Source organism: Iamia sp. SCSIO 61187 (assembly GCF_019443745.1).
In the GTDB taxonomy this organism is placed as follows: Bacteria; Actinomycetota; Acidimicrobiia; order Acidimicrobiales; family Iamiaceae; genus Iamia.
In genome coordinates, this window is sequence record NZ_CP050948.1 from 1,423,028 (window position 1) to 1,446,880 (window position 23,853).

Genomic DNA, 23,853 nt, shown 5'->3' on the forward strand with positions numbered 1-23,853 from the left:
CAGCGTCGTCTAGCCCCCGCGGGTGGGGGAGGATCGGGGCATGGGTGATCTGGCGTGGGTGGCGTCGCCGGGGGACTGGGTGGGGCGGCTGCTGTTCCAGCGGGCGCTGGCGGCGACCTACCTGCTGGCCTTCCTGGGGACGGCGCTGCAGTTCCGGGCCCTGCTGGGGGAGCGGGGCATCCTCCCGATCGCCCGGTTCGTCGCCGCCGTGCCGTTCCGGCAGGCGCCCAGCCTGTTCCACCTGCGCGCCTCGGACCGGGTCGTGGCCTCGGTGGCGTGGACCGGGGTGGCCGTGTCGGCCGCCCTCCTGCTGGGGCTGGGCGACGTCGTCCCGCTGGCGGGGAGCATGGCCCTCTGGGCCGTCCCCTGGGTCCTGTACCTGAGCATCGTCAACGTCGGCCAGCGCTGGTACTCGTTCGGCTGGGAGGTCCTGCTCTGCGAGGCCGGCTTCCTCGCCATCTTCCTGGGCCCGGCCGACGTCGCCCCGCCGACCCTGGTGCTGTGGATGCTGCGCTGGCTGCTGCTGCGCCTCGAGCTGGGCGCCGGCCTGATCAAGCTCCGCGGCGACCCGTGCTGGCGGGACCTGACCTGCCTCCGGTACCACCACGAGACCCAGCCCCTGCCCGGCCCCTTGAGCTGGTGGTTCCACCACCTCCCCGACGGGATCCACCGCATCGAGGTGGCGGCCAACCACGTGACCCAGCTCGTCGCTCCGCTGCTGCTCCTCGCCCCGCAGCCCGTGGCCGGGTGGGCGGCGCTGGTGATGGTGGTGACCCAGCTGTGGCTCGTCGTCAGCGGCAACTTCTCGTGGCTCAACACCCTCACCATCACCATCGCCTTGCCCGCCCTGGGTGGCGGGCTCCTCGGGCCGCTGGTCCCCGTCGACCCACCGGCCGACCTGGCCGACCCGCCGGCCTGGTCCGCCGCCGTCGTGGTCGCCCTGGCCGTCGTCGTCGCCCTGCTCAGCCTCCGCCCCGTCCGCAACCTGGTCGCCCCCAAGGGTCGCCAGCGCATGAACGCCAGCTTCGACCCGCTGCGGCTGGTCAACACCTACGGCGCCTTCGGGAGCATCACCCGGGTCCGCCGGGAGGTCGTCATCGAGGGGCGTCGGTCCCCCGGCGAGGACTGGCAGGAGTACGGCTTCAAGGCCAAGCCCGGTGACCCGATGCGCCGGCCCCGCCAGGTCGCCCCGTACCACCTGCGCCTCGACTGGCTGATGTGGTTCGCGGCCCTGGCCCCGTCGCAGCACCGGCGCTGGCTCGACCCGCTCCTCGAGCGTCTCCTGCGGGCCGACCCCGACGTGCGTCGGCTGATCGGCCACGACCCCTTCGGCGACGAGCCGCCGCAGACGGTGCGCGCTCGGATGTACGAGTACCGGTTCACGACCCGGACCGAGCGTCGGGAGACGGGTGCCTGGTGGGTCCGCCAGCCCCTGGGTGTCGTCGTCGGCCCCCTCCGCCTCCGTCAGTCCTGAACTCGGTGGCAGATGTGGGACGAACATCCCACATCTGCCACCGAGCTCGCCGGAGGTGGGCTCGCCGGAGGTGGGTGCGCCGGGGTCGGGTCAGGCGGCGGGGCGGCCCGATCGGGCGTAGGCGGCGGGGGTGGTGCCGACGTGGCGGCGGAAGTGGCGGGTCAGGTGGGCCTGGTCGCAGAAGCCGCTGGCCACGGCGACGTCGGCCGGGGCGAGGCCGTCGAGCAGGAGGCGGCGGGCCACGTCGGTCCGCCGCCCGAGCCGGTAGCGGTGGGGCGGCAGGCCGAAGCGGTGGCCGAAGGCCCGGACCAGGTGCGTGACGTTGGTGCCCAGGGCCCGGGCCGTGTCGGCGAGGGCCAGCTTGGCCGTGGGGTCGGCGTCGATCAGGTCGCGGAGCCGCTCGGCCGCGACCGCCGCCCCCGGCGACGGCGCGGCGGGCACCGAGCCGAGGTGGTGGCGCAGGCGCTCGCCCACGAGCGCCAGCCGGGTCTCGAGCTCGAGCCCGTCGGCGGCGGGGGTGGCCAGCGCCCGGTGGAGCCCGTCGAGGCCGGTGCGCAGGGCCGGGTCGTCGACGGTGGGGGCGTCGACGGCGCGGCCGATGCGGTCCTCGGGCAGCACGGTCTCGTCGACGTACAGCACCCGCTTGCGGAACCCCGCCGGCGACGACGAGCGCCCGTCGTGGGCCACGTGGGGCGGGAGGACGGCGATGGTCGCGCCGGTGGCGCCCAGGTGGTGGCGGTCGAGGTCGAAGCGGATGCCCCCGTCGTCGATGACGATGACGGCCCACCGGTCGTGGGTGTGGAGGGGGTAGGCGTGGTCGACGAACCGGGCGTGGAAGACCTCCTCGATCCCCGCCACGCCTGGGCGCCAGGCCCGCACCCGCTCCGGTGAGTCCACGCGAAGAACGTACAAGACCCCTCCCCGGCCGTGGCCGAGGATGGCGGGGTGGAGGAGCAGCCCGTCACCCCCAAGATCGCCGTCGCCGTCCGCCTCGACCTGGAGGTGTGGCAGAAGCTGAACGTCACCGCCTTCACCACGAGCGGCGTGACGGCCCGCCGGCCGGACCTGGTCGGTGGCCCCTACGAGGACGCCAGCGGCCAGGGCTACCTGTCGATGCTGGGCCACCCCGTGCTCGTCTTCGGGGCCGACGCCGCCGGGCTGACCCGGGCCTTCCGGCGGGCCCTCGACCGCGGCCTCGCCGTGGCCGTCTACACCGACGACCTCTTCGCCACCGGCAACGACGTCGACAACCGCGCCGCGGTGCGGGCCGTCGCCACCGACGACCTGGTGCTGGCCGGGTTCGCCGTGGCCGGGCCGGCCAAGACCGTCGACAAGGTGGTCGACAAGCTCCGCCTCCACCCCTGAAGGGGGTGTCGGCCCCCCAGGGGGTGCTGGCACCCGGGCCCTGCGGTGGTCTAGACGGTGGCCGTGCGACGACGTGCGGGGAACCGGAGGGCGGGTCGCTGGCCCCGCCAGGCGGCGGCGGTCGCCCTCGCCGTCCTGCTCGTCGGGTGCTCCGGGTCGGGGGGCGACGACGACCCGGCCGACGCCGGTGCCCCGTCCACCGACGACGCGCCCTCGACCACCGCCACCACCGAGACGACGACCACGGAGCCGCCGACGACCACGACCCCCCCACGGCCGGAGGGGGCGGTGGAGGTACCGATCGACGAGGGGCTGGCCCGCCGGCTGCCCGAGCTGCCGGGGGTGGAGCGCACCATCGTCACCGACACCACCTTCGACGAGCGCCTCTGCGACAGCCAGCTGGCGCCGGTGGTCCCCGAGGGCCAGGCCGAGGCGCTCTACAAGGTGGGCGCCGAGGAGGTGCTCGCCATGGCGGCCTACCGGTTCGCCGGCGGCGTGGCGCCCTACTACGTCTCCTTCTACACCGACGCCCTCGAGGCCTGTGCCGAGGAGGCGGGTGAGCGGGTCGACCTGGGCCTCGTCGGCGTCCCCGCCTTCGCCCAGCAGCTGAAGATGGAGAAGGGCTCGGTCATCGTCGCCGTCGTGCTCCGCACCGACGTCTTGTGGGTGCTGTTCCAGCAGCGGACCGACGGCGACACCGAGCTCGAACGGTCCCACCTCGAGGCGTTCCTGGAGGCCGTCGAGGGCTGACGGCAGCGGGGCCGGTCGGGTCCGACCCCGCCGCTCACGACGACCGGGCAGCACCCATCAGTCAGTCGACCGGCGCCGCCGCCGGGGCGGTGGGCGCCTCCTCGGCCGCCGGCGCCGGGCTCCGCAGCAGCCAGAACACCGCGGCCGACGCCACGAGGGCCGTGAGCGACCCGACCCGGAGGGTCATGGCCATGGCGTCGACGAAGGCGTCGCGGGCGCCCTGGGCGAGGGCCGCACCCGAGGGCCCGCCGGTGCTGTCGGCCACCTGGAGGGCCTGGCCCACACCCCGCTCGACCACCTCGGCCACGGGTCCGGGGAGGCGGTCGACGAGGTCGGCCAGCCCGGCCCGGTAGCGGGTGGCGAGGATGCTGCCGAGCACGGCGATGCCGGCTGCGCCGCCGACCTCGCGGGCGGTGTCGTTGACCGCCGAGCCCATGCCGGCCCGGCTCATGGGGACGGCCGCCATGATCATCGAGGTGGTGGGGGCCATCGCCAGCCCCGACCCGGTGCCGATGACGACGAGGGCGAGCCCGCTCAGCAGGTAGGGCGTGTCCTGGGTCGAGAACGACAGGAGGAGGAAGCCGGCGGCGTGGAGGAGCAGGCCCCCGGCGACGGTCGGTCGAGGTCCGAACCGGCCGACCACCCGCTGGCTGCGCGGCGCCCAGAACAGCATGGCCAGGGCGTTGGGGATCTGCGACACGCCGGCGACCAGGGCGCTGTCGCCCCGCACGTACTGGAAGTACTGGGTCAGCACGAAGAACATCCCGAACATCGAGAAGAAGGCCAGGGTGATGGTCAGCGTGCCGGTGGCGAAGCGCCGGATGCGGAACAGGGCGAGGTCGAGCATCGGCGCCCGGCTGACGTGCTCCCACCGGACGAACCCGCCGAGCAGGCCGAGGGCGGCGGCGAAGGCGGCGATGACGAGCGGGTCGGTCCACCCGCGCTCGGGGGCCTCGATGACGGCGAACAGCAGGCCGCCGAACCCGAGCATCGACAGCGCCGACCCGACCGGGTCGAGGGGGGATCGCTCCGGGTCGCGGGAGGTGGGCACGACGAGGCCCCCGGCGACGAGGGCGATGCCGCCGATGATGACGTTGATGAGGAAGACCGAGCCCCACCAGAAGTGGGTGAGGAGGAAGCCGCCGATCAGCGGGCCCAGCGCCCCACCGGCCCCGGCGAACCCGGCCCAGATGCCGATGGCCTTGGCCCGCTCGTGGGGCGGGAACACGTTGCTCAGGATCGACAGCGTGGTCGGCATGATCAGGGCGGCGCCGATGCCGGCCACGGCCCGGGCGGTGATGAGCTGGCCGGTGCCACCCGACAGGGCGGCGGCGAGCGACGCCAAGGCGAAGATCGCCAGCCCGGCCTGGAGGGCGCCCTTGCGCCCGAAGCGGTCGCCGAGGGCCCCGGCCGGCAGCAGCAGACCGGCGAAGACCAGGGCGTAGGCGTCGACGATCCACTGGAGGCCGGTCTGGGAGGCGTTGATCGTGTCGGGGCGGGCCAGCGTCGGGAGGGCGACGTTCGCCGAGGAGACGGCGGCGACGATCAGCACCAGGTTGACGCAGAGGACGCCGAGGACGAGCCAGCGGCGGGGATCGGCCTCGTCGGTGGGGACAGCGGGCACGGGTGGTCCGAACGCTCGGGGATGGGGTCGTGTTCCACCCAACAGGCTGAAGTGCGCTTCAGGTCAAGGGCACCCCGGAGGCGGCGGCCACGGTCTCGGCCATCGGGCTCAGCTGGAGCGCGGCCGGCAGCGGCCGGGTAACGTCGGGGCGGCCGTCGATGCGGACGCGCCCGTCGCGCAGGGCGGTGGACAGCGGGACGCGTCCGAGCCACACCTGGTACAGCACGGGCAGGTCGCCCTCGACGGTGGCGTCGACACCGAAGCCGGGGTCGAACGTGCAGATCGACGGTCCCTGGGCGTCGCGGAGGACCCAGAAGCGGGCCGCGACGTCGGGGAACCGGAACTCGAGGAGCAGCTGCCGGTCGGGGAGCTGGTCGAACGCGATCCGCCCGTGGACCCACCACATGAGCAGCAGGGGGTCGAGCTCCTGGTCCCGGGGGTCCCCGAACTGCCAGCGGGCGCCCCACCCCCCGAGCCCGAACACGACCGGGCGCAGATCCTCCCCGGCCGGCGTGAGGAGGTACTGGTCGCCCACGTGGGCCACGACGCCCGCCCGCTCCAGCTGGCGGAGGCGCTTGGACAGCAGCGTGCGCGACAGGCCCGGGTTGCCCCGCGCCAGGTCGTTGAACCGGGTGCGGCCGCAGAGCATGTCCCGGACGATGAGCAGCGTCCAGCGCTCGGCCAGGACCTCCACCGCCCGGGTGACCGGGCAGTACTGCCCGTAGCCGTCCTCGCCCACGTCCGACCACCTCCGTCTCGGGGACGAGGCTACGACGCGACGCCGCCCTTGTCTGGTCCAGATCCTGTACCGGCAGGTCCACTTCCTGCACTGGGCGCCCCGCACGGCCGTCCGCACCGTCCACCTCGACGCCACCCCAGACCTCGCACCCCGTCGGAGGACGACGATGACCCTGCTCGACCACCCCACCACCACCGCGACCCCGCCCGCCCTCCCGACCTGGTCGGGAGCGCCGACCGACAGCCCGTGGGTCACCACGGCCCGGGCCCTGGTGCCCGAGCTGGCGGTCACCGCCGCCGACCACGACCGCGACGGCACCTTCGTCGACGACGGGATGACCCTGGTGCGCGAGCGCGGCCTGATGTCCATGCTCGTGCCCGCCGAGCTCGGTGGCGGCGGCGCCACCTTCGGCGAGGCCTGCGCCGTGCTCACCGCCCTCGCCCACGGCTGCCCGGCGACGTCGCTGACCCTCTCGATGCACATGCACCTGCTCGCCGCCCAGGTGTGGCGCCACCACCGCGACCTGCCGGCGCCGGTGCTCCCTCGGGTCGCGGCCGAGGGGCTCGTGCTCGTCTCGACCGGCGCGGCGGACTGGATCGACTCCAGCGGCGCGGCCCGTCGGGTCGACGGCGGCTGGCGGGTGAGCGGGCGCAAGATGCCCGCCAGCGGCGCCCCCGCCGGGTCGATCCTGGTGACGAGCGCCCGCTGGGAGGACGCGCCCGACGGGGCCCAGGTCGTCCACCTGTCGGTCCCGTTCGCCGCCGAGGGGGTGTCGGTCGAGGAGACCTGGGACGCCCTGGGCATGCGGGGGACCGGCTCCCACACCGTCGTGCTCGACGACGTCTTCGTCCCCGACGCAGCCGTGCCCCTGGTCCGGCCGGCGGGGGAGTGGCACCCGGTCTGGGCCACCGTCCTCGGCTGCGCCCTGCCCCTGATCATGGCGACCTACGTCGGCGTGGCCGAGGCCGCCGTCGCCCGCGCCCTGGCCCTCGCCACCCACCGAGCGGGCCGGCCCGAGATGGCGACCGCGGTCGGGCGGATGGTCGGCCACCTCACCACCGCCCAGGACGGGGTCGCGGCCATGGTCCGGGCCAACGACGACCTGCGCTTCGACGCCACGCTGGAGTCGGCCGCAGCCGCCCTCACCCGCAAGGGCATCGTGGCGGCGGCGGCCATCGGTGCCGTCGAGCGGGCCATGGAGGTCGGCGGGGGCCGGGCGTTCGCGGCGGGGAGCGGGGTCGAGCAGCTCCTCCGCGACGTGCACGGGGCGACCTACCACCCCCTCCCGCCCGCGGCGCAGGAGCGCTTCAGCGGCCGGGTGGCCCTGGGCCTCGACCCGGTGGGGGGCTGACGGGGGGTCGATAGCCTGGCCCGCGATGGATGCCACCGAGACCGACACCCCCGTTGACCAGCTCGTCCTGCGGCTCACCGACGAGGCGCTGACCACGGTCACCGGCATCCGCGACGCCGAGGACGACCCGTCCGCCCTCGCCCTGCGGGTCGAGGTCACCGGCGTGCGCGGCTCGGACTTCACCTACGACCTGGCCTTCGAGCCGGTCGCCGATGCCGCGCCCGACGACGCCGTGACGGTGCAGGGCGGCATGACGGTGTGGATCCCCGCCGGCAGCGTCGTGAAGCTCAAGGGCGCGACCCTCGACGTCCCCAGCCGCGACGGCCAGGGCGGGCTGGTGCTGCGCAACCCGAACCACCCGGACCCGCTGGGCATGGACGGGGCCATCGAGCTCACCGGCTCGATCGAGGACAAGGTCAAGCAGCTGCTCGACGCCCACGTGAACCCGGCGCTGGCCTCCCACGGCGGCTACGCCGAGCTGGTGAAGGTGGAGGACACGTCGGTCCACATCTCGATGGGCGGCGGCTGCCAGGGCTGCGCCGTGAGCGCCATGACCCTGCGCGACGGCATCGAGAAGGCGATCCGGGAGCAGATCCCCGAGGTCACCGAGGTGGTCGACACCACCGACCACGACGCCGGCGACAACCCCTTCTACACCGAGGACCCCTACGCCTAGGGACGCCGGCCGCCGGCCTCACCCGCCGGCGATGAGGGCCACGCCGACCAGCGTGGTGACCCCGCCGACGACCTGGACCCTGCGCAGGTGCTCGCCGTGGACCCGCCAGGCCAGCAGGGCCGTGACGCCCGGGTAGAGCGACGCCAGCACGGCGGCGATCGACAGGTCGCCCATCGTCGTGGCCAGCGAGAAGGTCGCGATGGCCCCGGTGTCGCTGAAGGCGATGAACGACGTCGTCCGCAGGTCGCGGCGCGCCGGCCGGGCCGCCGAGCGCAGGGCGATCGCCAGCACCAGCGAGCACAGGACCACCGTCCCGACGCGCATCGAGAGCACCGTCATGGTGATGCTCGCCTCGGACCCCTGGGCCACCAGCACCTGGGCCGACCCGAACGACACGGCCGCCACCAGGGCCAGCAGCAGCGGCCGCAGGTCGCGGCTGACGGCGCCGGCGGGCGAGCGCTCGGGCCCGGTGACCAGGACGACGCCGACGATGGTGACGACGATGCCCACCAGGGCCACGACGCCGGGCTCGTCGCCCTGGGCCAGGCCGACGGCGACGGGCACGACGACCCCGGCGGCGGCGATGGGGGCGACGACGCCCATCGTCCCCGACGCCAGGGCGGCGTAGAACGTGCTCAGCCCGACGGCGCCGGCGATCCCCGCCGCCACCCCCCACCCGATGGCGCCGGTGCGGCCCCACTCGCCGGTGGCGGTGACGACCACGGCGACCACGACGGCGGCGAGGGCGTGCGACGCCCGGATGATGGCCACGGGGTGGACCCGGCGGCTGAGCGTCCCGCCGAGGAAGTCGCTCGTCCCCCACAGGAGGCTGGACAGCGTGGCGAGCAGGGCACCCATGGAGCAGACCACCCTCGCATAGCCTCGCCCCGATGACCGCCCCCCGAGCCAGCCGCAGCGACTACCGGGGCTGCGGGCTCTGGGCCCTCGGGTTCGTGGTCCTGGTCATCGTGAGCTTCTCGGTCGGTGTGATCCTGCGCCCCTCGCCGCCCGAGCAGAACGACGCCATCGGGCCCGACGACATCACCCTGGCCGACGTCGGCCCCCGCTCGGTCGGCTACCGCCTGGTCGGCGGGCGCGACGAGGTCGACGACCCCTGCGTCTACCTCTTCAAGCTGCGCGACGAGGTCACCGGCCAGTGCGGCGTGGTCCTCAACGAGGAGGGGGCCGAGGAGGGCCGCTACGGCATCACGTCCTCCGAGCTCGACGACGGCACCACCCTGGTCTTCGGGCCGGTCCCCGAGGGCGCCCGCACGGTGGTGCTCGAGCTGGCCGACGGCACCGAGCCCGAGGTCGACGTCCAGTCGAACGACGACGCCGACGTCGACTTCTTCGTCTACGAGAGCGACGAGGAGGTCGCCGGCGCCGCCACGTTCCTCGGAAGCGATGGCGATCCCATCGGGTGATGCCGCTATCCTGACCCGGTCATCACGAGTGGCTCGGGGCGTGCCCGGGTCCGGCAACCTGGGACGGACACCCAAGGTGCCTCCCGCCTCGGCGGGGATGTGGCCGGTTCGCCGGCAACGAAGTGTCCGGGTCCGCCCGGCGCAGGCACCGGGCATCCGCCCCCCGTCCACCGGAGGAGGCGAGAGACATGAGCGACGACCCGACCGTCGCGGACCTGGGCACCTCCCTGGCCAAGCCGGCCTGGACGGCGGCGCACGCCAGCACCCTCCCGGCGTCGGGGGCGTGGCGGCCGAGCGACCCGACCGGTGACCGGCAGTTCCTCCGGACCTTCGTCGACCGCCGCTTCGTGCTCGAGGGCGGGGGCCAGCTCCAGGACGTCACCCTCGCCTTCGAGACGTGGGGCACCCTCGACGACGACGCCGGCAACGCCATCCTCGTGTGCCACGCCCTCACCGGCGACTCCCACGCCGCCGGCCCCCAGGGCCCGGGCCACCCGACCCCGGGGTGGTGGGACGGGCTGATCGGCCCCGGTCGTCTCTTCGACACCGACCGCTGGTTCGTCGTGTGCGTCAACGTCCTCGGCGGCTGCCAGGGCACCACCGGGCCGGCCTCGCCCCGGCCCGACCGCCTCGGGCGCTACGGGTCCGCCTTCCCGGTGGTGACCATCCGGGACATGGTGCGGACCCAGGCCCGCCTGGCCGACGCCCTCGGCATCCAGCGGTGGGCGGCGGTGGTCGGCGGGTCGATGGGCGGGATGCAGGTCCTCGAGTGGGGCGTCATGTTCCCCGACCGGGTGCGGGCCCTGGTCCCCATCGCCACCTGCGCGGCGGCGACCGCCCAGCAGATCGCCTACTGGAGCACGGGGCGGCGGGCCATCGCCCTCGACCCGGCCTGGCGCAACGGCGACTACTACGACGCCGCCCCCGGCGAGGGCCCCCACGGCGGCCTGGCCGTGGCCCGGATGATCTCCCAGATCACCTTCCGCACCGACCGGGTGTTCACCGACAAGTTCGGCCGCGACGAGGTCGAGCCGCTGTCGGGCGAGTTCGACCTCTGGCAGCGCTTCCAGGTCGAGCGCTACCTGGAGCACCACGGCGACAAGCTCATCCGCCGCTTCGACGCCAACAGCTACCTGCTGCTCACCAAGGCCATGGACCTGCACGACCTGGGCCGGGGGCGGGGCGGGATGGCCTCGGCCCTCGACCGCATCCAGGCGCCGGTCCTGTCGGTCGGGATCACCAGCGACGTCCTCTACCCGCCGTACCAGGCCGCCGACCTGGCCACCGCCCTGGCCGAGCGGGGCGGCACCGCCCGCTACGCCGAGATCGACAGCCCGCACGGCCACGATGCCTTCCTGCTCGAGGACGAGCAGGTGGCCACCATCCTCGCCCCCCTCCTCGCCGACCTGGCCAAGGCCTGACCCGCCGCCGCGTCTGCCGACCGACGCCCCCCGCCCGACCGGAGCCCCCGTTGACCACACCCCCCGACGAGCCGCACGACCTGCACCCCGACACCCGCGCCGTGCGGGGCGGGCGCGACAGCTGCGATCCGGCCCTCGCCCCGGTGATCTGGGCCAGCTCCACGTTCGTGTCGCCGTCGGTCGACGCCGCCCAGGCCGCCGCCACCTCGGTCGGCACCGAGCGCTTCTACTCCCGCTACGGCAACCCCACCGTCGCCGACTTCGAGCGGGCGGTGGCCGACCTCGAGGGGGCCGAGGCGGCCCGGGCCTACGGGTCGGGGATGGGCGCGGTGACGGGGGTGATCCTCGGGCTGTGCTCGCAGGGCGACCACATCGTGGCCACCCGGCAGATCTACGCCGCCACCCAGCTGGTGCTGCAGGTGATGTGCCCCCGGTTCGGGATCGACGTGACCTTCGTCGACGGCACCGAGCCGGGCGCCATGGCGGCCGCCGTCCGCCCCGGCAAGACGATGCTCGTCTGGGCCGAGACCCCCGCCAACCCCCGTCTCGACCTGGTCGACCTGGACGAGCTGGGCGCCATCGCCGGGCCCATGACCGTCGTCGACTCGACCTTCGCCACCCCGTTCGGCCAGCGGCCCCTCGCCCACGGCGTCGACATCGTCGTCCACTCCGCCACCAAGGCCATGGCCGGCCACAACGACGCCACCCTCGGGGTGGTGGCGACCTCGGCCGAGCTGGTGCAGTGGCTCACCGGGTTCGCCGTGCTCCACGGCGCGGTCGCCTCGCCCTACGACGCCGCCAACGGCATCCGGGGCCTGCGCACCCTGCCGATCCGCTTCGCCCGCCAGTCAGCCTCGGCCCTCGAGGTCGCCGGGTGGCTGGAGAAGGACGGGCGCGTGACCGAGGTCCGCCACCCGGGCCTGGAGTCGCACCCCCAGCACGACCTGGCCGTGCGCCAGATGCAGGCCACCGGTGGGCTGGTGTGCTTCGACCTGCCCGGTGGCATCGCGGCCGGACGTCGCTTCGTCGACGCCCTCGAGCTGGCCCAGCTGGCGACCTCGCTGGGCGGGCCCGAGACGCTCGTGACCCACCCGGCGTCCACCACCCACGTGAACCTCCTGCCCGAGGAGCTGGCCGCCGCCGGGATCGGGCCGGGGACGATCCGCCTGTCGGTCGGCCTCGAGCACCCCGACGACATCCGGGCCGACCTGGCCCGGGCCCTCGACGTGGTCGACGGGCTTGCCTGAGCTGATCGAGGTCGAGCTCTACCGGCGGGTCGTCGACCGGGCGGTGGGGCGGCGGATCGCCGGCGTCGACGCACCGGACGCCTGGTTCTGCAAGGGCGTCGACCCGGCCACGCTCGTCGCTGCCCTCACCGGGCGGACCCTGGAGGGCACCCGGCGGCGGGGCAAGCTCCTGCTGGTCGACACCGACGGGCCCGTCCTCGGCCTCCGCTTCGGCATGACCGGGCGGGTCCTCGTCGACGGCGCCGGCCCCATCGAGCGGCTCGAGTACTCCTCGGGCCGCGACGACCCGGCCTGGTGCCGCTTCGGCCTCCGGTTCACCGACGGCGGCGACCTGGCCCTCATCGACCCGCGACGGCTCGGGGGCGTCGAGCTCGACCCCGACGAGGACCGCCTCGGCCCCGATGCGGCCACGGTCGGTCGGGCGGCGCTCCGGGACCTGCTGGCCCGGTCGCAGGCCCCGCTCAAGGCCCGGTTGATGGACCAGGCCCGGCTGGCCGGCGTGGGCAACCTGATCTGCGACGAGACCCTGTGGCGCGCCCGCCTCGACCCCGCCCGCCCCGCCGGCAGCCTGACCCCGGCCGAGGTCGGACGGCTCCACCGCCACCTGCGAGCGACCATCGCCCTGCTGACCGAGCGGGGCGGGTCGCACACCGGTGACCTCCAGGCCCAGCGCTCCCGCGACGGTCGCTGCCCGACGTGCCACCGGCTGCTGCTGCGCCGCACCGTCGGGGGCCGCACCACCTACTCGTGCCCGCACCACCAGCGCTGACCGCCGGTGCCGCGCCGGCGGCGAGGGCTGGCACCTGTGCATCGGCAGGCCACAACTAGCATCGGCTGATCGTGCCCGTCCGCCTCCCGCCGACCGCCCGCCGCGCCCTGGCCGCCGGCGCCCTGGCGGTCGCGCTCGCGCTGACCGGACCCCTCCCGGGACCGGCCGGCGCCCAGGAGGACCCGGCCCCGAGCACCGAGCCGGTGCCGGCGGGGGAGGGCGACACCGCCACCTCGACCACCGTCGTCGACGACGCCGGGGCCACGACCGACGACGCGGCCGTGGCGGAGGCCCAGGACCGGGCCGATGCCGACCTCCGGTCCGTGTGGGTCGTCGTCGCCGCCCTCGGCGCCGTGGCCCTCGGCCTCCTCGTGCTGCTCGTGCTGTACGTCCGGGCGACCAACCCGGCCCGCGCCGCCGCCCGCCGGGCCGAGCTGATCGCCCGGGCCGAGGAGCGCCAGCGGGCCCGGGCCGAGCGCGCCGACGTCGGTCGGGACGAGACCGAGGCGGCTGCGGACGCCGCGGCCGAGGACGAGCGGCCGCTCGTGGCTGCGGGGACCGGTCGTCGACGGTCGGCCGACCGGGCCGTCGACGACGCGTCGCCTCCCCGTGTCGTCCCCCCGGCGGCGTCCGCGCCGGCCGACGCCGCTGCTGCGGCCGCCGCTGCTGCGGCCGCCGCCGTGCTCTCCCGGGATCCGGTCGCCGCGCCCGAGGAGGCCGTCCGCGTCCTCGGCGACGCCCCCCCGGCCCCTGCGCTGGCCAAGGGCGGTCCCGTCCTGCCCGAGTCGACCTCCGCCCCCGTCACCGAGGGGACCGGGGCCGGTCGTCGCCGCCGCAACCCAGGGGCGACCTCGCCGACGGGGAACCGGGTCGACCCCGTCGGACCCCCGCCGGGGCCGGCCGCGGGTGACGAGACCGTCCGCATCGTGCCACCGCCGTCGTCGCCTGCCGCCGGCGCCGTCGTCACCGCCCCGCCCGGCGGCGATGTCCCCGACCGGCCCCCGCCTCGGTCGCTCGTCGACTCGCCGCCGCCGCCCCGCCGGCCCCGGCGGGTCGAGGCCCCGGCCAAGAAGCTGGGCACGCCCGACGCCGAGCGGGTGCTGGTGCGGCCCGGGCAGAAGCCGGTGCGGGTGCCGCCGTCGATGCGCCCGGCGGGCGGGGGAACCGAGGAGGCGGACGCCGCCCCCTCCGAGGGCACGGGCGTCGAGGACGAGGCCGGACGCGACGGCCGGTAGGTTGGGCCCATGGCTGCTGAGCTCGACGTCGACGCCATGATCGCCCGCTTCCAGGAGCGGGCCCAGGCCGTGAAGAAGCGCAACCTGCCACCGGTCGCCGGGCCCGAGCGCACCCGCCTCGTCCAGCAGGCGCAGACGGACTTCCAGGACTTCGCCATGGTCGGCGACGCCGAGGGCTCCCTCGAGGACGGGGTGCTGACCCTCCGCATCGACCTCCGTCCCAAGGACTGACCGCGGTGCCCGGCTCGGACCTCACCGAGCGGGAGGCCCGCACCGCGGCCGCCATCGACGCCGCCAACGAGGACGACCCCGACCGCATCGACGTCGACGGTGAGAGCCGGCCCCTCCAGCAGAGCCTGGGCCGGGCCGCCGCCGAGTGGGTCGACCGCCTCGACCCCGACGCCCGCCCGGCCCAGCGCCTGGCCGCCCGGGCGCACCACCTCCGCCGGTGGGAGCGGCCCCGGTCGGACTACCCCGAGGGGCGGGCCGGCTACCTGCGCTGGCGGCGCGACGCCAAGGCCCGCCACGCCGCCGACGTGGCCGCCCTGCTGCGGGCCGACGGGTGGGACGACGCCACCGTCGAGGAGGCGCAACGGCTCGTCCGCAAGGAGGGCCTGGGCTCGGTGCCGGCCGTGCAGGTCCACGAGGACGCCGTCTGCCTAGCCTTCCTGGCCCTGCAGCTCGACTCCGCCGCCGAGGTCATGGGGGACGACAAGACCGTCGACGTCCTCCGGCGCACGGCGGCCAAGATGAGCCCCGAGGCCCTGGCCCACGCCGCCGCCCTGCCCTACTCGCCCCGGGGGCGGGCGCTGCTCGAGGTGGCGCTCAGGTCGGAGCCGGAGCCGGAGCCGGGGCCCGCCGCCGGCTCGGCACGATGACCAGGTCGAGGAAGAGCATCACGCCCATCACGGTCAGCACGCCCTCGAGGGCCCGCCGGAAGTAGTGGGCGACCGAGGCGGCGACGTCGTCGGGGGCGGCGACGCCCAGGACGTCGCGCAGGGGCCCCTCGGCGGCGCAGACCAGCACGAGCACGGCCAGGGCGGCGTAGGTCGCGGCCCGGGCCATGCCCCGGCGGGGGGCCAGGTCCCACCCCCGGTCGGTGCGGTGGAGCCCGTAGACGAGGTCGATGATCGGGGCCAGGAGGATGACGGTCGACCACGTCTCGACCTGGAGGTCGAAGAACACCGCGAGCGCCTGGCCGACGTCGTCGCCGAGGACCGTGCGCCAGGCCGTGTACGTGCCGGCCCAGCCCGACAGCGGCATGATCGCGGCGATGCCCGCCACGTAGGCCAGGCGTCGTGCCCCGAGGCTCACGCGACCGCGTCCCCGGGGTTCGCCGCCGGGAGGTCGGCGCGGGTGCGGCGGGCGAGGACGACGTCGAGGTAGATGGCCAGGGCGATGACCGAGATGGGCGCCTCCACGTTGGTGCGGATGAAGGAGTAGAGGCTGTCGCCGGTGCGGTCGCCGAGGACGGCGATGCAGGCGTCGCGGGTGAAGCCCTGGCACATCACGATGACGACGAGCAGGGTGCCGCCGTAGAACAGCACCCGAGCGACCCACGGCTTCAAGGGAGACCTCCGTCTCACGTGCTGTGGTCATCTCCGCCGCAGCCGCACGGAGAGTAGTCGACAGCCGAACCGAGGTGGGATCGTCCGGAAGGCCCGTGCTACGGTCAGCGGACCCCGCGGACGTAGCTCAGCTGGTAGAGCATCACCTTGCCAAGGTGAGGGTCGCCGGTTCGAATCCGGTCGTCCGCTCCAAGCCCCTGGTCTCCTGACCAGGGGCTTTCTCGTTCCGGGGCGTGCTGAGGGTCACTCCGGCTCCGGTGTGTCCCGCTGTCGATTGGCCGGTAGATGCGTTTCCCTGACCAGCGCCGATGCGTAGTTGGGACTGCCGCGCGTTGAGGTGACGTGTGGTCTGTGGTGATCGACCCGTCCCGGGTTCGAAGCAGTCTCGATTCCGTGCCTGGTTCCGTCCTCGCTGAGGATCGGGTCCGCAGCGGTTCAGTGCTCGTCGCTCACGGCCCGTTGTGTCAGCGTCTTCACGGCGGCGAGCAGCGTGGGGAGCTCATTGTCGACCACGTCGACGACGACGGCGTGGTCGGTGTCGAAGTCGTGATGGGCGAGGTGGTCCCGCATGCGGGCGATGGCGCTCCACGGAACCTCCGGCGCCGTCGCGAGCAGCTCAGGGCTGATCGACTTCACGGCTTCCCCGATCTCGATGAGGCGCACGCGCACAGCGTCGTAGACGAGCCCGTCGTAAAGGTCGCCCTTGGTGAGGTGGCTGTGGATTGCGTCGATCGCGCCCGTGATGTCAGCCAGGCGGTCCGCGTCGTGGCGACTCACAGGGGCACGGCCTCGGCGAGCACCTCGTCTCGGAGCCGTGGCCGCAACGACCCAGTTGTGCCGACATCGACCTTCACGCCCAGGGCCGCTTCGAGGTCGGCGCCGATGGCGAGGATCGCGAAGGGACGAGCGTCCGGGGCCAGCTCCACGAGGAAGTCGACATCGCTGTCGGGGCGCTCGTCGCCACGGGCGACTGACCCGAACAGGGCGACGGACAGGCCGTGGTGGCGCGCCACGATCGCCTTGATCTCGTCCCGGTGAGCCTCGACGAGGTCCCGAAGCGGTCGCGTGGCGACGTGCGACATGGCCCACAGCGTACGACCACGGGCCTCGCGGAGAGGAGGGGACTGCCGCGGGTGAAGGCGACGCCGGTGCCTGTCGACCCTCGCAGCCTGCGCCCGACGTCTCATGCGTCCCCGCCGAGGGAACCTCAGTTCCGACGCAGGGCTCGGCGACCGGGAGGCCGACCGTCGATGGCGGCGACGAACGCCGACACTGCGGAGCATGCGGTGGGCCAGGACAGGACGGATCTCTGAGTCGGCGCAGATTGTGCCCAGGATCGTGCCCAACGGGGCTCACAGCCCGCCTGACCTGGGCATTGACCTGAGGAGGATCGACCTTGCCAAGGTGAGGGTCGCCGGTTCGAATCCGGTCGTCCGCTCCAAGCCCCTGGTCTCCTGACCAGGCGCTTTCTCGTTCTCAGGCCCCGTGCGACGCAGCTGCGGGGAGGCCGCGGTCGACGCCCCCGGGAGGCGCCCGGCTCCCTCGTCGAGGTGGTGCTGCCGAACGGGGGAGGGCGCCACACCGACACCGCTGGCCCGGCTCCGCAGGCCCCGGCCGCCGTCGGGGGCCGGTGGGCGGCCGGCCGGGCGCAGCACGTATCGCCGGCGTATGGTGATCGCCATACGGGCCGGCAACGCGCCGAGGGGCCAGATGGCGGCGTGGTCCACGACGACGCCGTCCGCGCCCCGACCTGCGACACCAGGCGCCCGCCGGGGTCGTCGTCACCGCGGCCGCCGACGATCGGGGTCACCGCCTACGGGTGCGCCCCGGTCGAGGCCGACCTCGTCCGCGCCGTCGCCGCCCGCCTCGGGGTGCGGGCGTCGATCACCGACGCCCCGGTGTCACCCGACACCGTCGCCCTGGCGGTGGGGAACCGGTGCATCAGCGTCGACCACCGGACCCCGGTCACCGGGTCGGTGCTGGCGGCGCTGCACGCCGCCGGTGTGCGGTTCGTGTCGACGCGGAGCGTCGGGGTCGACCACGTCGACCGGCGGGCGGCGGCGCGCCTCGGCATCTCCGTCGCCAACGTGGCCTACTCGCCCGACAGCGTGGCCGACCACACGCTCATGCTGATCCTCATGGGCCTGCGGCGGGCGAGCTCCCTGCTGCGACGGGTCGAGGTCCACGACTACCGGTCGGGTGACCGGCCCGGACGTGAGCTGCGCGACCTGACCGTCGGGGTGGTCGGCACCGGCCGCATCGGCACCGCGGTCATCGATCGCCTGCGCGGCTTCGGCTGCCGCATCGCGACCTGCGACAGCCGTCGGGACGCGCCCGTCGATCGCCCGTCGCTCACCTCGCTCCTGCGTCGGAGCGACGTCGTCACCCTCCACGTCCCGCTCACCGTCGGGACCCGCCACCTCCTGGACCGGCCGGGCATCGCCCAGATGAAGCCCGGTGCCGTCCTGGTCAACACCGCTCGGGGTGGGCTCGTCGACACCGAGGCCCTGGTCGAGGCGCTGGAGGGCGGGCGGCTCGGCGGGGCCGCCCTCGACGTCGTCGAGGGCGAGGAGGGGGTCTTCTCCCAGGATCGGCGGACCACACCCGTCGAGCACCCACTGCTGCTGCGGTTGCACCGGCTGCCCGACGTGATCATCACGCCCCACACCGCCTACTACACCGACCACGCCCTCGGTGATGCCGTCGCCGGGTCCCTCCTCGGCTGCCTGCGGTTCGAGGACGAGCAGCGCCATGGGTAGGACGGCGATCGGGATCCTGTTCGGGGGGTGCTCCGAGGAGCACGACGTGTCCGTGCGGTCGGCGCAGGAGGTCGCCCGCCACCTCGACCCCGAGCGGTACGCACCGGTGTACCTCGGGATCACCCGGTCGGGTCACTGGCGGCTCTGCACCGGTCCCGAGCCCGGCTGGGAGGACGGCTGCCCGGCGGTCCTGGTCCCCGACCGGGGGGTGCGGGGGGTGCTCGTCCTCGACGCCGGGCGCCACGACGTGATCCCCCTCGACGTCGTGCTCCCCGTCCTCCACGGCCGCTTCGGCGAGGACGGGGCGATCCAGGGCCTGCTGGAGCTCTCCGGCCTCCCCTACGTCGGGTGCGACGTGCCGAGCTCGGCGCTGTGCATGGACAAGGCGCTGGCCTACACCGTGGTCCGCGCCGCCGGCATCGCCACCCCGCGGACGTGGACCCTCACCGCCGATGACGCCGGCGACGGCGGGGACGGCGGGGACGGCGCCCACGTGGACCCCGACGTCCTGCCGTACCCCGTCTTCGTCAAGCCGGCCCGGTCGGGCTCGTCGTTCGGCGTCACCAAGGTCCACCGCCCGGACGAGCTGGCCGACGCCGTCGGCGTCGCCCGGCGCTTTGACCGGAAGGTGATCGTCGAGGAGGCGGTGGCCGGGAGCGAGGTCGGGTGCGCGGTCCTCGGAGACGCCGCCGAGCTGATCACCGGCGAGCTGGACCAGATCGCTCTCTCCCACGGCTTCTTCCGGATCCACCAGGAGAGCGAGCCCGAGACCGGGTCCGAGCACGCGACCATCACCGTCCCGGCGGACATCACCGCTGCGGCGCGGGACCGAGTCCGGGAGGCCGCCACCGCCGTCTACCGCGCCCTGGGGTGCCGGGGGCTGGCCCGGGTCGACCTGTTCCTCACCCCCGACGGTCGCGTGGTGCTCAACGAGGTCAACACCTTCCCGGGGCTGACCTCGTACAGCCGGTACCCGCGGATGATGGCCGCCGCCGGGCTGTCGCTCGGACAGGTCGTCGACCGGCTGGTGGCGATGGCCGGGCGGGGGGCGACGGTGCACCCTGACCACCCCATCGGGTCCGAGGCGGAGGGTGTCGTCGAGCAGCGCTAGGATTAGAACACGTTCTAGTTTCTGGAGGCTGTGGCAGAGTGACCCCATCCGATCCGTCGGTCGAGGCGGCCAAGGCCCGCTACGAGGCCGAGCGGACCAAGCGCCTGCGCGACGACGGCCTCGCCCAGTACGAGAGCCTCGACGAGCACCACCTCGACCGCGACCCGTGGGCCGACCCGGACTTCACCCGCGACCCGGTCACCGAGGAGGTCGACGTCGTCGTCCTCGGCGGGGGGTGGGCCGGCATGCTCACCGCCATCGGCCTGGTGAAGCGGGGTGTCACCAGCTTCCGCATCGTCGAGAAGGCCGCCGACTTCGGCGGCACGTGGTACTGGAACCGCTACCCGGGCTGCATGTGCGACGTCGACGCCACGATCTACCTCCCGCTGCTGGAGGAGACCGGCTACATGCCGACCGAGAAGTACGCCAGCGCCTCGGAGATCTTCGGGTACTGCAAGCGGCTCGGGCGCCACTTCGGGCTCTACGACCACGCCCTGTTCCAGACCGAGGTGGAGTCGCTGGAGTGGGACGACGACGCCTGCCGCTGGGACCTCGGCACGCAGCGGGGCGACCGGATCCGCACCCGGTTCTTCGTCTCGGCCGGTGGCCTGATGCACAAGGCGAAGCTGCCGGGCATCGACGGGATCGACCGGTTCGCGGGCACGGCGTTCCACACGACCCGCTGGGACTACGGCTTCACCGGCGGCAGCCCGACCGAGCCGATGGACCGTCTGGCCGACAAGGTCGTGGGGATCATCGGCACCGGGGCGACCTCGGTGCAGGTCGTGCCGCAGCTGGCCCGAGCGGCCAAGGAGGTCTACGTCTTCCAGCGCACGCCGTCGGCGGTCGGGGTGCGCGGCCAGCAGCCGATCGACGAGGGCTGGTTCCGCTCGCTCCCGCCCGGGTGGCAGGCCGAGCGCACCCGCAACTTCACCGAGGTCGTCACCGGTGCCCAGCCCGACCGCGACCTCGTCGCCGACGGGTGGGGCGAGGCGCTGCGCGTCGACACCCAGCGCCAGCCCGCATCCGACGAGGAGCGAGCGGAGCTGGAGGCCATCGACCTCGCGGTCATGGAGGGCTTCCGACGCCGGGTCGACGAGATCGTCGAGGACCCCGAGACCGCCGCACGGCTCAAGCCCTGGTACGCCAAGCACTGCAAGCGCCTCTGCTTCCACGACGAGTACCTGCAGGCGTTCAACCTCCCGAACGTCCACCTGGTCGACACCGACGGGCGCGGGGTGCGGAAGATGTCCGCCGCCGGGCCCGTCGTGGACGGCACCGAGTACCCGCTCGACCTGCTCGTCTTCGCCTCCGGGTTCGAGATCACGACCGGTCTGGTGGACCGGCTCGGCTTCGACCCGGTCGGTCGGGGCGGCGTCCGGCTGAGCGATCGCTGGCACGACGGCACCCACTCGCTGCACGGCATCCTCACCGCCGATCTCCCGAACTTCCTCGTGGTCAGCTTCATCCAGGCCGGCTTCGGCCTGAACTTCGTCCACTTCCTGTCGGAGGTGACGGCCCACATCACCTGGCTGGTCGACCACTGCCTGGCCGAGGGGATCGCCTCGATCGAGGCCACCCCCGAGGCCGAGGACGAGTGGCTCCAGGTCCTCTGGGACGCGTCGGGCCCGCTCGCCCGCTACAACCGGGCCTGCACCCCGAGCTACGGCAACAGCGAGGGCTCCCGCACCATGCTCGCGGCCCGCAGCGCGGTCTTCCCCGGCTCGCTCCTCGACTACGCCGAGCACCTGCGACGCTGGCGCGACGCCGGCACCCTCGAGGGCACCCGGACCACCTGAGCCTGCGGCTCGGGCGGTGGGGTGCGAGGCGGTGGAGTGGCGTCGGCTCGGGGGGCCGGCGCTGTGCGGCCTCCTGCGACCCGACCTGCCGGTTCGGGCACTGGTGACCACAACCGATCTGCGAGGCTCACAGGCGCACACAGGAGCTGAGAAACTCCATGATTTCTTGGGTTTCCAGGGTTCGATTCCCGTCTGTCGGGTATCACTGGGGTCATGTTCGAGGCGCTCGCCACCACCGTCATAGACCTGGACATCCCGGTCGACGGCGACGCCCTCGAGACGGCGCTGTTCTGGCGGGATCGGTTCGAGGCCAAGCTGGTCGAGGCCGTCTGCCGGTTCGATGACACCAACGAGTGGGACACCGCCGAGGGCTGCGCCTCGATGACCGCCTGGTTGCGGGTCCGAGGGCGGATGACCAACAGCGACGCCCAACGGATGGCCACCACCGCCCGCCGCCTCCGCCACCTCCCGGTGCTGCGCGCTGCCTGGTTGTCGGGTGAGGTGTCCGGTGGGCACGTCGCCGCGGTGGTGGCCAACCTCAACGACCGCACCGCCCCGCTGTTCCAAGCCCGCGAGGACGACCTCGTCCCCATGCTCGCCGGCCTCGACGTGACCGAGGCGGTGGTGGCCATGAAGTCCTGGGCCGCCCACGCCAAGGAGACCCTCGACGACGGCCACGAAGGTGAGCCCGACCCGGACCGCTCCGCCCACCTCTCACCCACCCTCAAAGGCGGGCGGTTGGACGCGAACCTCGAGCCCGAGGCCTTCCACGCCGCCCAGGCCGCCCTCCGGTTGGCCATGGGCCGCCGTGGCGAGGACGACGAGCGGACCCCGGCCCAACGGCGCCACGACGCCCTGGCCGAGATCTTCACCAACTTCCTCGACCACCAACACGACCACAAGGCCGGACGGCACCGCCCGCATGTGAACATCACCATCGGCCTCGAGGAGCTCACCTCAGGTCGCGGGCAGGGGTGCTTCGACGACGGGACCCCCATCACCGCCCAGGCCGCCCGCCGGCTGGCCTGTGATGCGAACATCCACCGGGTCATCACCAAGGCGGATGGCACCGTCCTCGACTACGGACGCAGCACGCGGACGATCCCGGCCCCATTGTTCCAAGCGCTGTGCATCCGCGACCGCGGGTGCCGGTTCCCCGGCTGTGACCGGCCCGCCCATCGCACCGACGGTCACCACGTCGCTGAGTGGATCGCCCACCGAGGACCCACGAACCTGCGGAACCTGGTGCTGTTGTGCCGGTACCACCACGGCGTCGTCCACCGCCCGGGCTGGACCATCGAGCTCCAACCCGACGCCACCGTCATCATCACCACCCCCGACGGACGGAAGCGACGATCCCAGCCCGTCGACCGACGGGCCCTCGCCGCCTGACACCCGACACCCCCAGGTGAGCCCGCCCCCGGCGGGCTCACCGCCGTGCCCCGAGGGCGGGGTCTCGGCATCGTCAGCCGAGGTCGATGAAGCCGCGAGGGACAGGGGTGATCGGCCTGCGTGATGCCCGGCCCTGGCCCCCTGAGTAGGTTGCCCCCCGACGCATCGGGCAGCGAGGAAGAGGCATGGCAGGCGGACTGGTCGGGTTGCTCGATGACATCGCTGCGCTGGCCAAGCTGGCCGCCGCCTCGGTCGACGACGTCGGGGTCGCGGCCAGCCGGGCGAGCGTGAAGGCGGCCGGCGTCGTGGTCGACGACGCCGCCGTGACCCCCGCCTACGTCCGGGGCCTCGCCGCCGAGCGCGAGCTGCCCATCATCAAGCGGATCGCCATCGGGTCGCTGCGCAACAAGGTGCTCGTGATCCTCCCGATCGCGCTGATCCTCAGCGCCATCGCCCCGACGCTCGTCGAGGTGATCTTGATGTGCGGCGGCTCGTTCCTGGCCTACGAGGGGGCGCACAAGATCATCCACGCCCTCCGCCACGACGACGACGACCACGACGTCCCCGCGGTCGAGCAGGGCCCGGAGGCGGAGGAGAGGACGATCGCCGGTGCCATCCGCACCGACTTCATCCTCTCGGCCGAGATCATGGTGATCGCCCTCAAGGAGGTGCTCGACGAGCCGGTGGTGGCCCGCGGGGTGATCCTGGCGATCGTCGGCGTGCTGATCACCGTCGTCGTCTACGGCGTGGTCGCCCTGATCGTGAAGATGGACGACATCGGGCTGCGCCTGGCCGAGCGGCCCTCGCCCCGCTCCCAGCGCGCCGGTCGGCTCCTCGTCGCCGGCATGCCCAAGCTCCTGGCGTGGCTGTCGGTGATCGGCACCGCGGCGATGCTGTGGGTCGGCGGCCACATCCTCCTCGTGGGCGCCGACGAGCTCGGCTGGGAGTGGCCGTACCACCTCGTGCACGACCTCGAGCACGGCGTCGAGGACGTGGCCGGCATCGGCGGGGTGCTGGCCTGGCTGGTGAACACGGCGGCCTCGGCGGTCGTGGGGATGGCCGTGGGCACCGTGATCGCTCTGGTGGTGGCCCGCGTGCAGGCCCGGCGGGCGAAGGACGAGCCAGCCGGCGCGCACCACTGACGCAGCC

The 23,853-nt window shown here is 74.1% G+C and carries 25 protein-coding genes, 1 tRNA gene and 1 riboswitch; of the genes, 18 read left to right on the forward strand and 8 right to left on the reverse strand.

Annotation, left to right across the window (positions count from 1 at the left end; all coding sequences use genetic code 11):
• Nucleotides 1-40 precede the first annotated feature (40 nt).
• The gene (locus HC251_RS06945) at nucleotides 41-1,474 is read left to right on the forward strand and encodes a lipase maturation factor family protein (protein WP_219944573.1); all 1,434 of its coding nucleotides are present in this window, start codon (nucleotides 41-43) and stop codon (nucleotides 1,472-1,474) included.
• A 90-nt stretch (nucleotides 1,475-1,564) separates the two neighbouring features.
• Here HC251_RS06945 and HC251_RS06950 read toward each other — a convergent pair whose 3' ends face one another.
• Nucleotides 1,565-2,371, reverse strand: coding sequence for an AraC family transcriptional regulator (locus tag HC251_RS06950; RefSeq protein WP_219944574.1), 807 nt, complete (start codon nucleotides 2,369-2,371; stop codon nucleotides 1,565-1,567).
• A 48-nt stretch (nucleotides 2,372-2,419) separates the two neighbouring features.
• Here HC251_RS06950 and HC251_RS06955 point away from each other — a divergent pair, with 48 nt between their 5' ends.
• A complete protein-coding gene (locus tag HC251_RS06955; protein WP_219944575.1) occupies nucleotides 2,420-2,839 on the forward strand; it encodes a DUF2000 domain-containing protein in 420 nt (139 codons plus the stop codon).
• A 63-nt stretch (nucleotides 2,840-2,902) separates the two neighbouring features.
• Nucleotides 2,903-3,589, forward strand: coding sequence for a hypothetical protein (locus tag HC251_RS06960; RefSeq protein ID WP_219944576.1), 687 nt, complete (start codon nucleotides 2,903-2,905; stop codon nucleotides 3,587-3,589).
• 61 nt (nucleotides 3,590-3,650) lie between these two features.
• Here HC251_RS06960 and HC251_RS06965 read toward each other — a convergent pair whose 3' ends face one another.
• The gene (locus HC251_RS06965) at nucleotides 3,651-5,213 is read right to left on the reverse strand and encodes an MFS transporter (protein ID WP_219944577.1); all 1,563 of its coding nucleotides are present in this window, start codon (nucleotides 5,211-5,213) and stop codon (nucleotides 3,651-3,653) included.
• 58 nt (nucleotides 5,214-5,271) lie between these two features.
• A complete protein-coding gene (locus HC251_RS06970) occupies nucleotides 5,272-5,952 on the reverse strand; it encodes a helix-turn-helix domain-containing protein (protein ID WP_219944578.1) in 681 nt (226 codons plus the stop codon).
• A 166-nt stretch (nucleotides 5,953-6,118) separates the two neighbouring features.
• On the opposite strand from HC251_RS06970, the gene HC251_RS06975 reads away from it, so the two are divergent.
• A complete protein-coding gene (locus HC251_RS06975) occupies nucleotides 6,119-7,303 on the forward strand; it encodes an acyl-CoA dehydrogenase family protein (protein WP_219944579.1) in 1,185 nt (394 codons plus the stop codon).
• A 25-nt stretch (nucleotides 7,304-7,328) separates the two neighbouring features.
• Complete coding sequence (locus HC251_RS06980; RefSeq protein WP_219944580.1) at nucleotides 7,329-7,979, forward strand: NifU family protein; 651 nt, start codon at nucleotides 7,329-7,331, stop codon at nucleotides 7,977-7,979.
• 18 nt (nucleotides 7,980-7,997) lie between these two features.
• Here the strand turns inward: HC251_RS06980 and HC251_RS06985 are convergent, their stop codons facing one another.
• Nucleotides 7,998-8,837, reverse strand: coding sequence for a DMT family transporter (locus HC251_RS06985; RefSeq protein ID WP_219944581.1), 840 nt, complete (start codon nucleotides 8,835-8,837; stop codon nucleotides 7,998-8,000).
• A 32-nt stretch (nucleotides 8,838-8,869) separates the two neighbouring features.
• Here HC251_RS06985 and HC251_RS06990 point away from each other — a divergent pair, with 32 nt between their 5' ends.
• The 7 genes from HC251_RS06990 to HC251_RS07020 all read left to right on the forward strand — a co-directional run bounded on the left by HC251_RS06990 (nucleotide 8,870) and on the right by HC251_RS07020 (nucleotide 14,953).
• Nucleotides 8,870-9,403 carry a hypothetical protein gene (locus HC251_RS06990; RefSeq protein ID WP_219944582.1) on the forward strand — a complete coding sequence of 178 codons (534 nt, stop codon included), beginning with the start codon at nucleotides 8,870-8,872 and terminating at the stop codon, nucleotides 9,401-9,403.
• A gap of 14 nt (nucleotides 9,404-9,417) precedes the next feature.
• A riboswitch (SAM-I-IV-variant riboswitch) is annotated at nucleotides 9,418-9,535 on the forward strand.
• 56 nt (nucleotides 9,536-9,591) lie between these two features.
• Nucleotides 9,592-10,824: a homoserine O-acetyltransferase gene (locus tag HC251_RS06995; protein ID WP_219944583.1), complete on the forward strand. Its 1,233-nt coding sequence runs from the start codon at nucleotides 9,592-9,594 to the stop codon at nucleotides 10,822-10,824.
• Between the two features lie 50 nt (nucleotides 10,825-10,874).
• The gene (locus HC251_RS07000; protein ID WP_255566627.1) at nucleotides 10,875-12,071 is read left to right on the forward strand and encodes a PLP-dependent aspartate aminotransferase family protein; all 1,197 of its coding nucleotides are present in this window, start codon (nucleotides 10,875-10,877) and stop codon (nucleotides 12,069-12,071) included.
• A complete protein-coding gene (locus HC251_RS07005; RefSeq protein WP_219944584.1) occupies nucleotides 12,064-12,840 on the forward strand; it encodes an Fpg/Nei family DNA glycosylase in 777 nt (258 codons plus the stop codon). The genes HC251_RS07000 and HC251_RS07005 overlap by 8 nt, the downstream gene beginning before the upstream one ends.
• Nucleotides 12,841-12,911: 71 nt before the next feature.
• Nucleotides 12,912-14,075 (forward strand): hypothetical protein, encoded by a 1,164-nt coding sequence (locus HC251_RS07010; RefSeq protein WP_219944585.1) that lies wholly within the window; start codon nucleotides 12,912-12,914, stop codon nucleotides 14,073-14,075.
• Between the two features lie 9 nt (nucleotides 14,076-14,084).
• Nucleotides 14,085-14,306: a hypothetical protein gene (locus tag HC251_RS07015; protein ID WP_219944586.1), complete on the forward strand. Its 222-nt coding sequence runs from the start codon at nucleotides 14,085-14,087 to the stop codon at nucleotides 14,304-14,306.
• A 5-nt stretch (nucleotides 14,307-14,311) separates the two neighbouring features.
• Nucleotides 14,312-14,953, forward strand: a complete 642-nt coding sequence (locus tag HC251_RS07020) for a DUF4202 domain-containing protein (protein WP_219944587.1) — start codon at nucleotides 14,312-14,314, stop codon at nucleotides 14,951-14,953.
• Here the strand turns inward: HC251_RS07020 and HC251_RS07025 are convergent.
• Nucleotides 14,901-15,389, reverse strand: coding sequence for a hypothetical protein (locus tag HC251_RS07025; RefSeq protein ID WP_219944588.1), 489 nt, complete (start codon nucleotides 15,387-15,389; stop codon nucleotides 14,901-14,903). The genes HC251_RS07020 and HC251_RS07025 overlap by 53 nt on opposite strands.
• Complete coding sequence (locus HC251_RS07030) at nucleotides 15,386-15,643, reverse strand: hypothetical protein (RefSeq protein ID WP_219944589.1); 258 nt, start codon at nucleotides 15,641-15,643, stop codon at nucleotides 15,386-15,388. The genes HC251_RS07025 and HC251_RS07030 overlap by 4 nt, the downstream gene beginning before the upstream one ends.
• Before the next feature lie 116 nt (nucleotides 15,644-15,759).
• On the opposite strand from HC251_RS07030, the gene HC251_RS07035 reads away from it, so the two are divergent.
• Nucleotides 15,760-15,835, forward strand: a tRNA-Gly gene (locus HC251_RS07035).
• 243 nt (nucleotides 15,836-16,078) lie between these two features.
• Here the strand turns inward: HC251_RS07035 and HC251_RS07040 are convergent.
• Both HC251_RS07040 and HC251_RS07045 read right to left on the reverse strand, forming a co-directional pair.
• Entirely contained in the window at nucleotides 16,079-16,420 is a 342-nt protein-coding gene (locus HC251_RS07040; RefSeq protein ID WP_219944590.1) for a DUF86 domain-containing protein, read from the reverse strand.
• Nucleotides 16,417-16,725, reverse strand: coding sequence for a nucleotidyltransferase family protein (locus HC251_RS07045; protein ID WP_219944591.1), 309 nt, complete (start codon nucleotides 16,723-16,725; stop codon nucleotides 16,417-16,419). Before HC251_RS07045 ends, HC251_RS07040 begins: the two co-directional genes overlap by 4 nt.
• A 717-nt stretch (nucleotides 16,726-17,442) precedes the next feature.
• Between HC251_RS07045 and HC251_RS07050 the strand changes: the two genes are divergently transcribed.
• The 5 genes from HC251_RS07050 (at nucleotide 17,443) to HC251_RS07070 (ending at nucleotide 23,846) form a co-directional block, all read left to right on the forward strand.
• The gene (locus HC251_RS07050; RefSeq protein ID WP_219945638.1) at nucleotides 17,443-18,402 is read left to right on the forward strand and encodes an NAD(P)-dependent oxidoreductase; all 960 of its coding nucleotides are present in this window, start codon (nucleotides 17,443-17,445) and stop codon (nucleotides 18,400-18,402) included.
• Nucleotides 18,395-19,513 (forward strand): D-alanine--D-alanine ligase family protein, encoded by a 1,119-nt coding sequence (locus tag HC251_RS07055; RefSeq protein ID WP_219944592.1) that lies wholly within the window; start codon nucleotides 18,395-18,397, stop codon nucleotides 19,511-19,513. Before HC251_RS07050 ends, HC251_RS07055 begins: the two co-directional genes overlap by 8 nt.
• A 38-nt stretch (nucleotides 19,514-19,551) precedes the next feature.
• Nucleotides 19,552-21,312, forward strand: coding sequence for an NAD(P)/FAD-dependent oxidoreductase (locus tag HC251_RS07060; RefSeq protein ID WP_219944593.1), 1,761 nt, complete (start codon nucleotides 19,552-19,554; stop codon nucleotides 21,310-21,312).
• A 213-nt stretch (nucleotides 21,313-21,525) separates the two neighbouring features.
• Nucleotides 21,526-22,704, forward strand: coding sequence for an HNH endonuclease signature motif containing protein (locus tag HC251_RS07065; protein WP_219944594.1), 1,179 nt, complete (start codon nucleotides 21,526-21,528; stop codon nucleotides 22,702-22,704).
• Between the two features lie 185 nt (nucleotides 22,705-22,889).
• Nucleotides 22,890-23,846: a DUF808 domain-containing protein gene (locus HC251_RS07070; protein WP_219944595.1), complete on the forward strand. Its 957-nt coding sequence runs from the start codon at nucleotides 22,890-22,892 to the stop codon at nucleotides 23,844-23,846.
• Nucleotides 23,847-23,853: the final 7 nt, after the last annotated feature.

Coding starts and splice junctions, on each gene's coding strand:
- HC251_RS06980 (WP_219944580.1), top strand. CDS start 7,329: ATGGATGCCACCGAGACCGACACCCCCGTTGACCAGCTCGTCCTGCGG.
- HC251_RS06945 (WP_219944573.1), top strand. CDS start 41: ATGGGTGATCTGGCGTGGGTGGCGTCGCCGGGGGACTGGGTGGGGCGG.
- HC251_RS06995 (WP_219944583.1), top strand. CDS start 9,592: ATGAGCGACGACCCGACCGTCGCGGACCTGGGCACCTCCCTGGCCAAG.
- HC251_RS07065 (WP_219944594.1), top strand. CDS start 21,526: ATGTTCGAGGCGCTCGCCACCACCGTCATAGACCTGGACATCCCGGTC.
- HC251_RS06990 (WP_219944582.1), top strand. CDS start 8,870: ATGACCGCCCCCCGAGCCAGCCGCAGCGACTACCGGGGCTGCGGGCTC.
- HC251_RS07070 (WP_219944595.1), top strand. CDS start 22,890: ATGGCAGGCGGACTGGTCGGGTTGCTCGATGACATCGCTGCGCTGGCC.
- HC251_RS07055 (WP_219944592.1), top strand. CDS start 18,395: ATGGGTAGGACGGCGATCGGGATCCTGTTCGGGGGGTGCTCCGAGGAG.
- HC251_RS07045 (WP_219944591.1), bottom strand. CDS start 16,725: ATGTCGCACGTCGCCACGCGACCGCTTCGGGACCTCGTCGAGGCTCAC.
- HC251_RS06985 (WP_219944581.1), bottom strand. CDS start 8,837: ATGGGTGCCCTGCTCGCCACGCTGTCCAGCCTCCTGTGGGGGACGAGC.
- HC251_RS06975 (WP_219944579.1), top strand. CDS start 6,119: ATGACCCTGCTCGACCACCCCACCACCACCGCGACCCCGCCCGCCCTC.
- HC251_RS07015 (WP_219944586.1), top strand. CDS start 14,085: ATGGCTGCTGAGCTCGACGTCGACGCCATGATCGCCCGCTTCCAGGAG.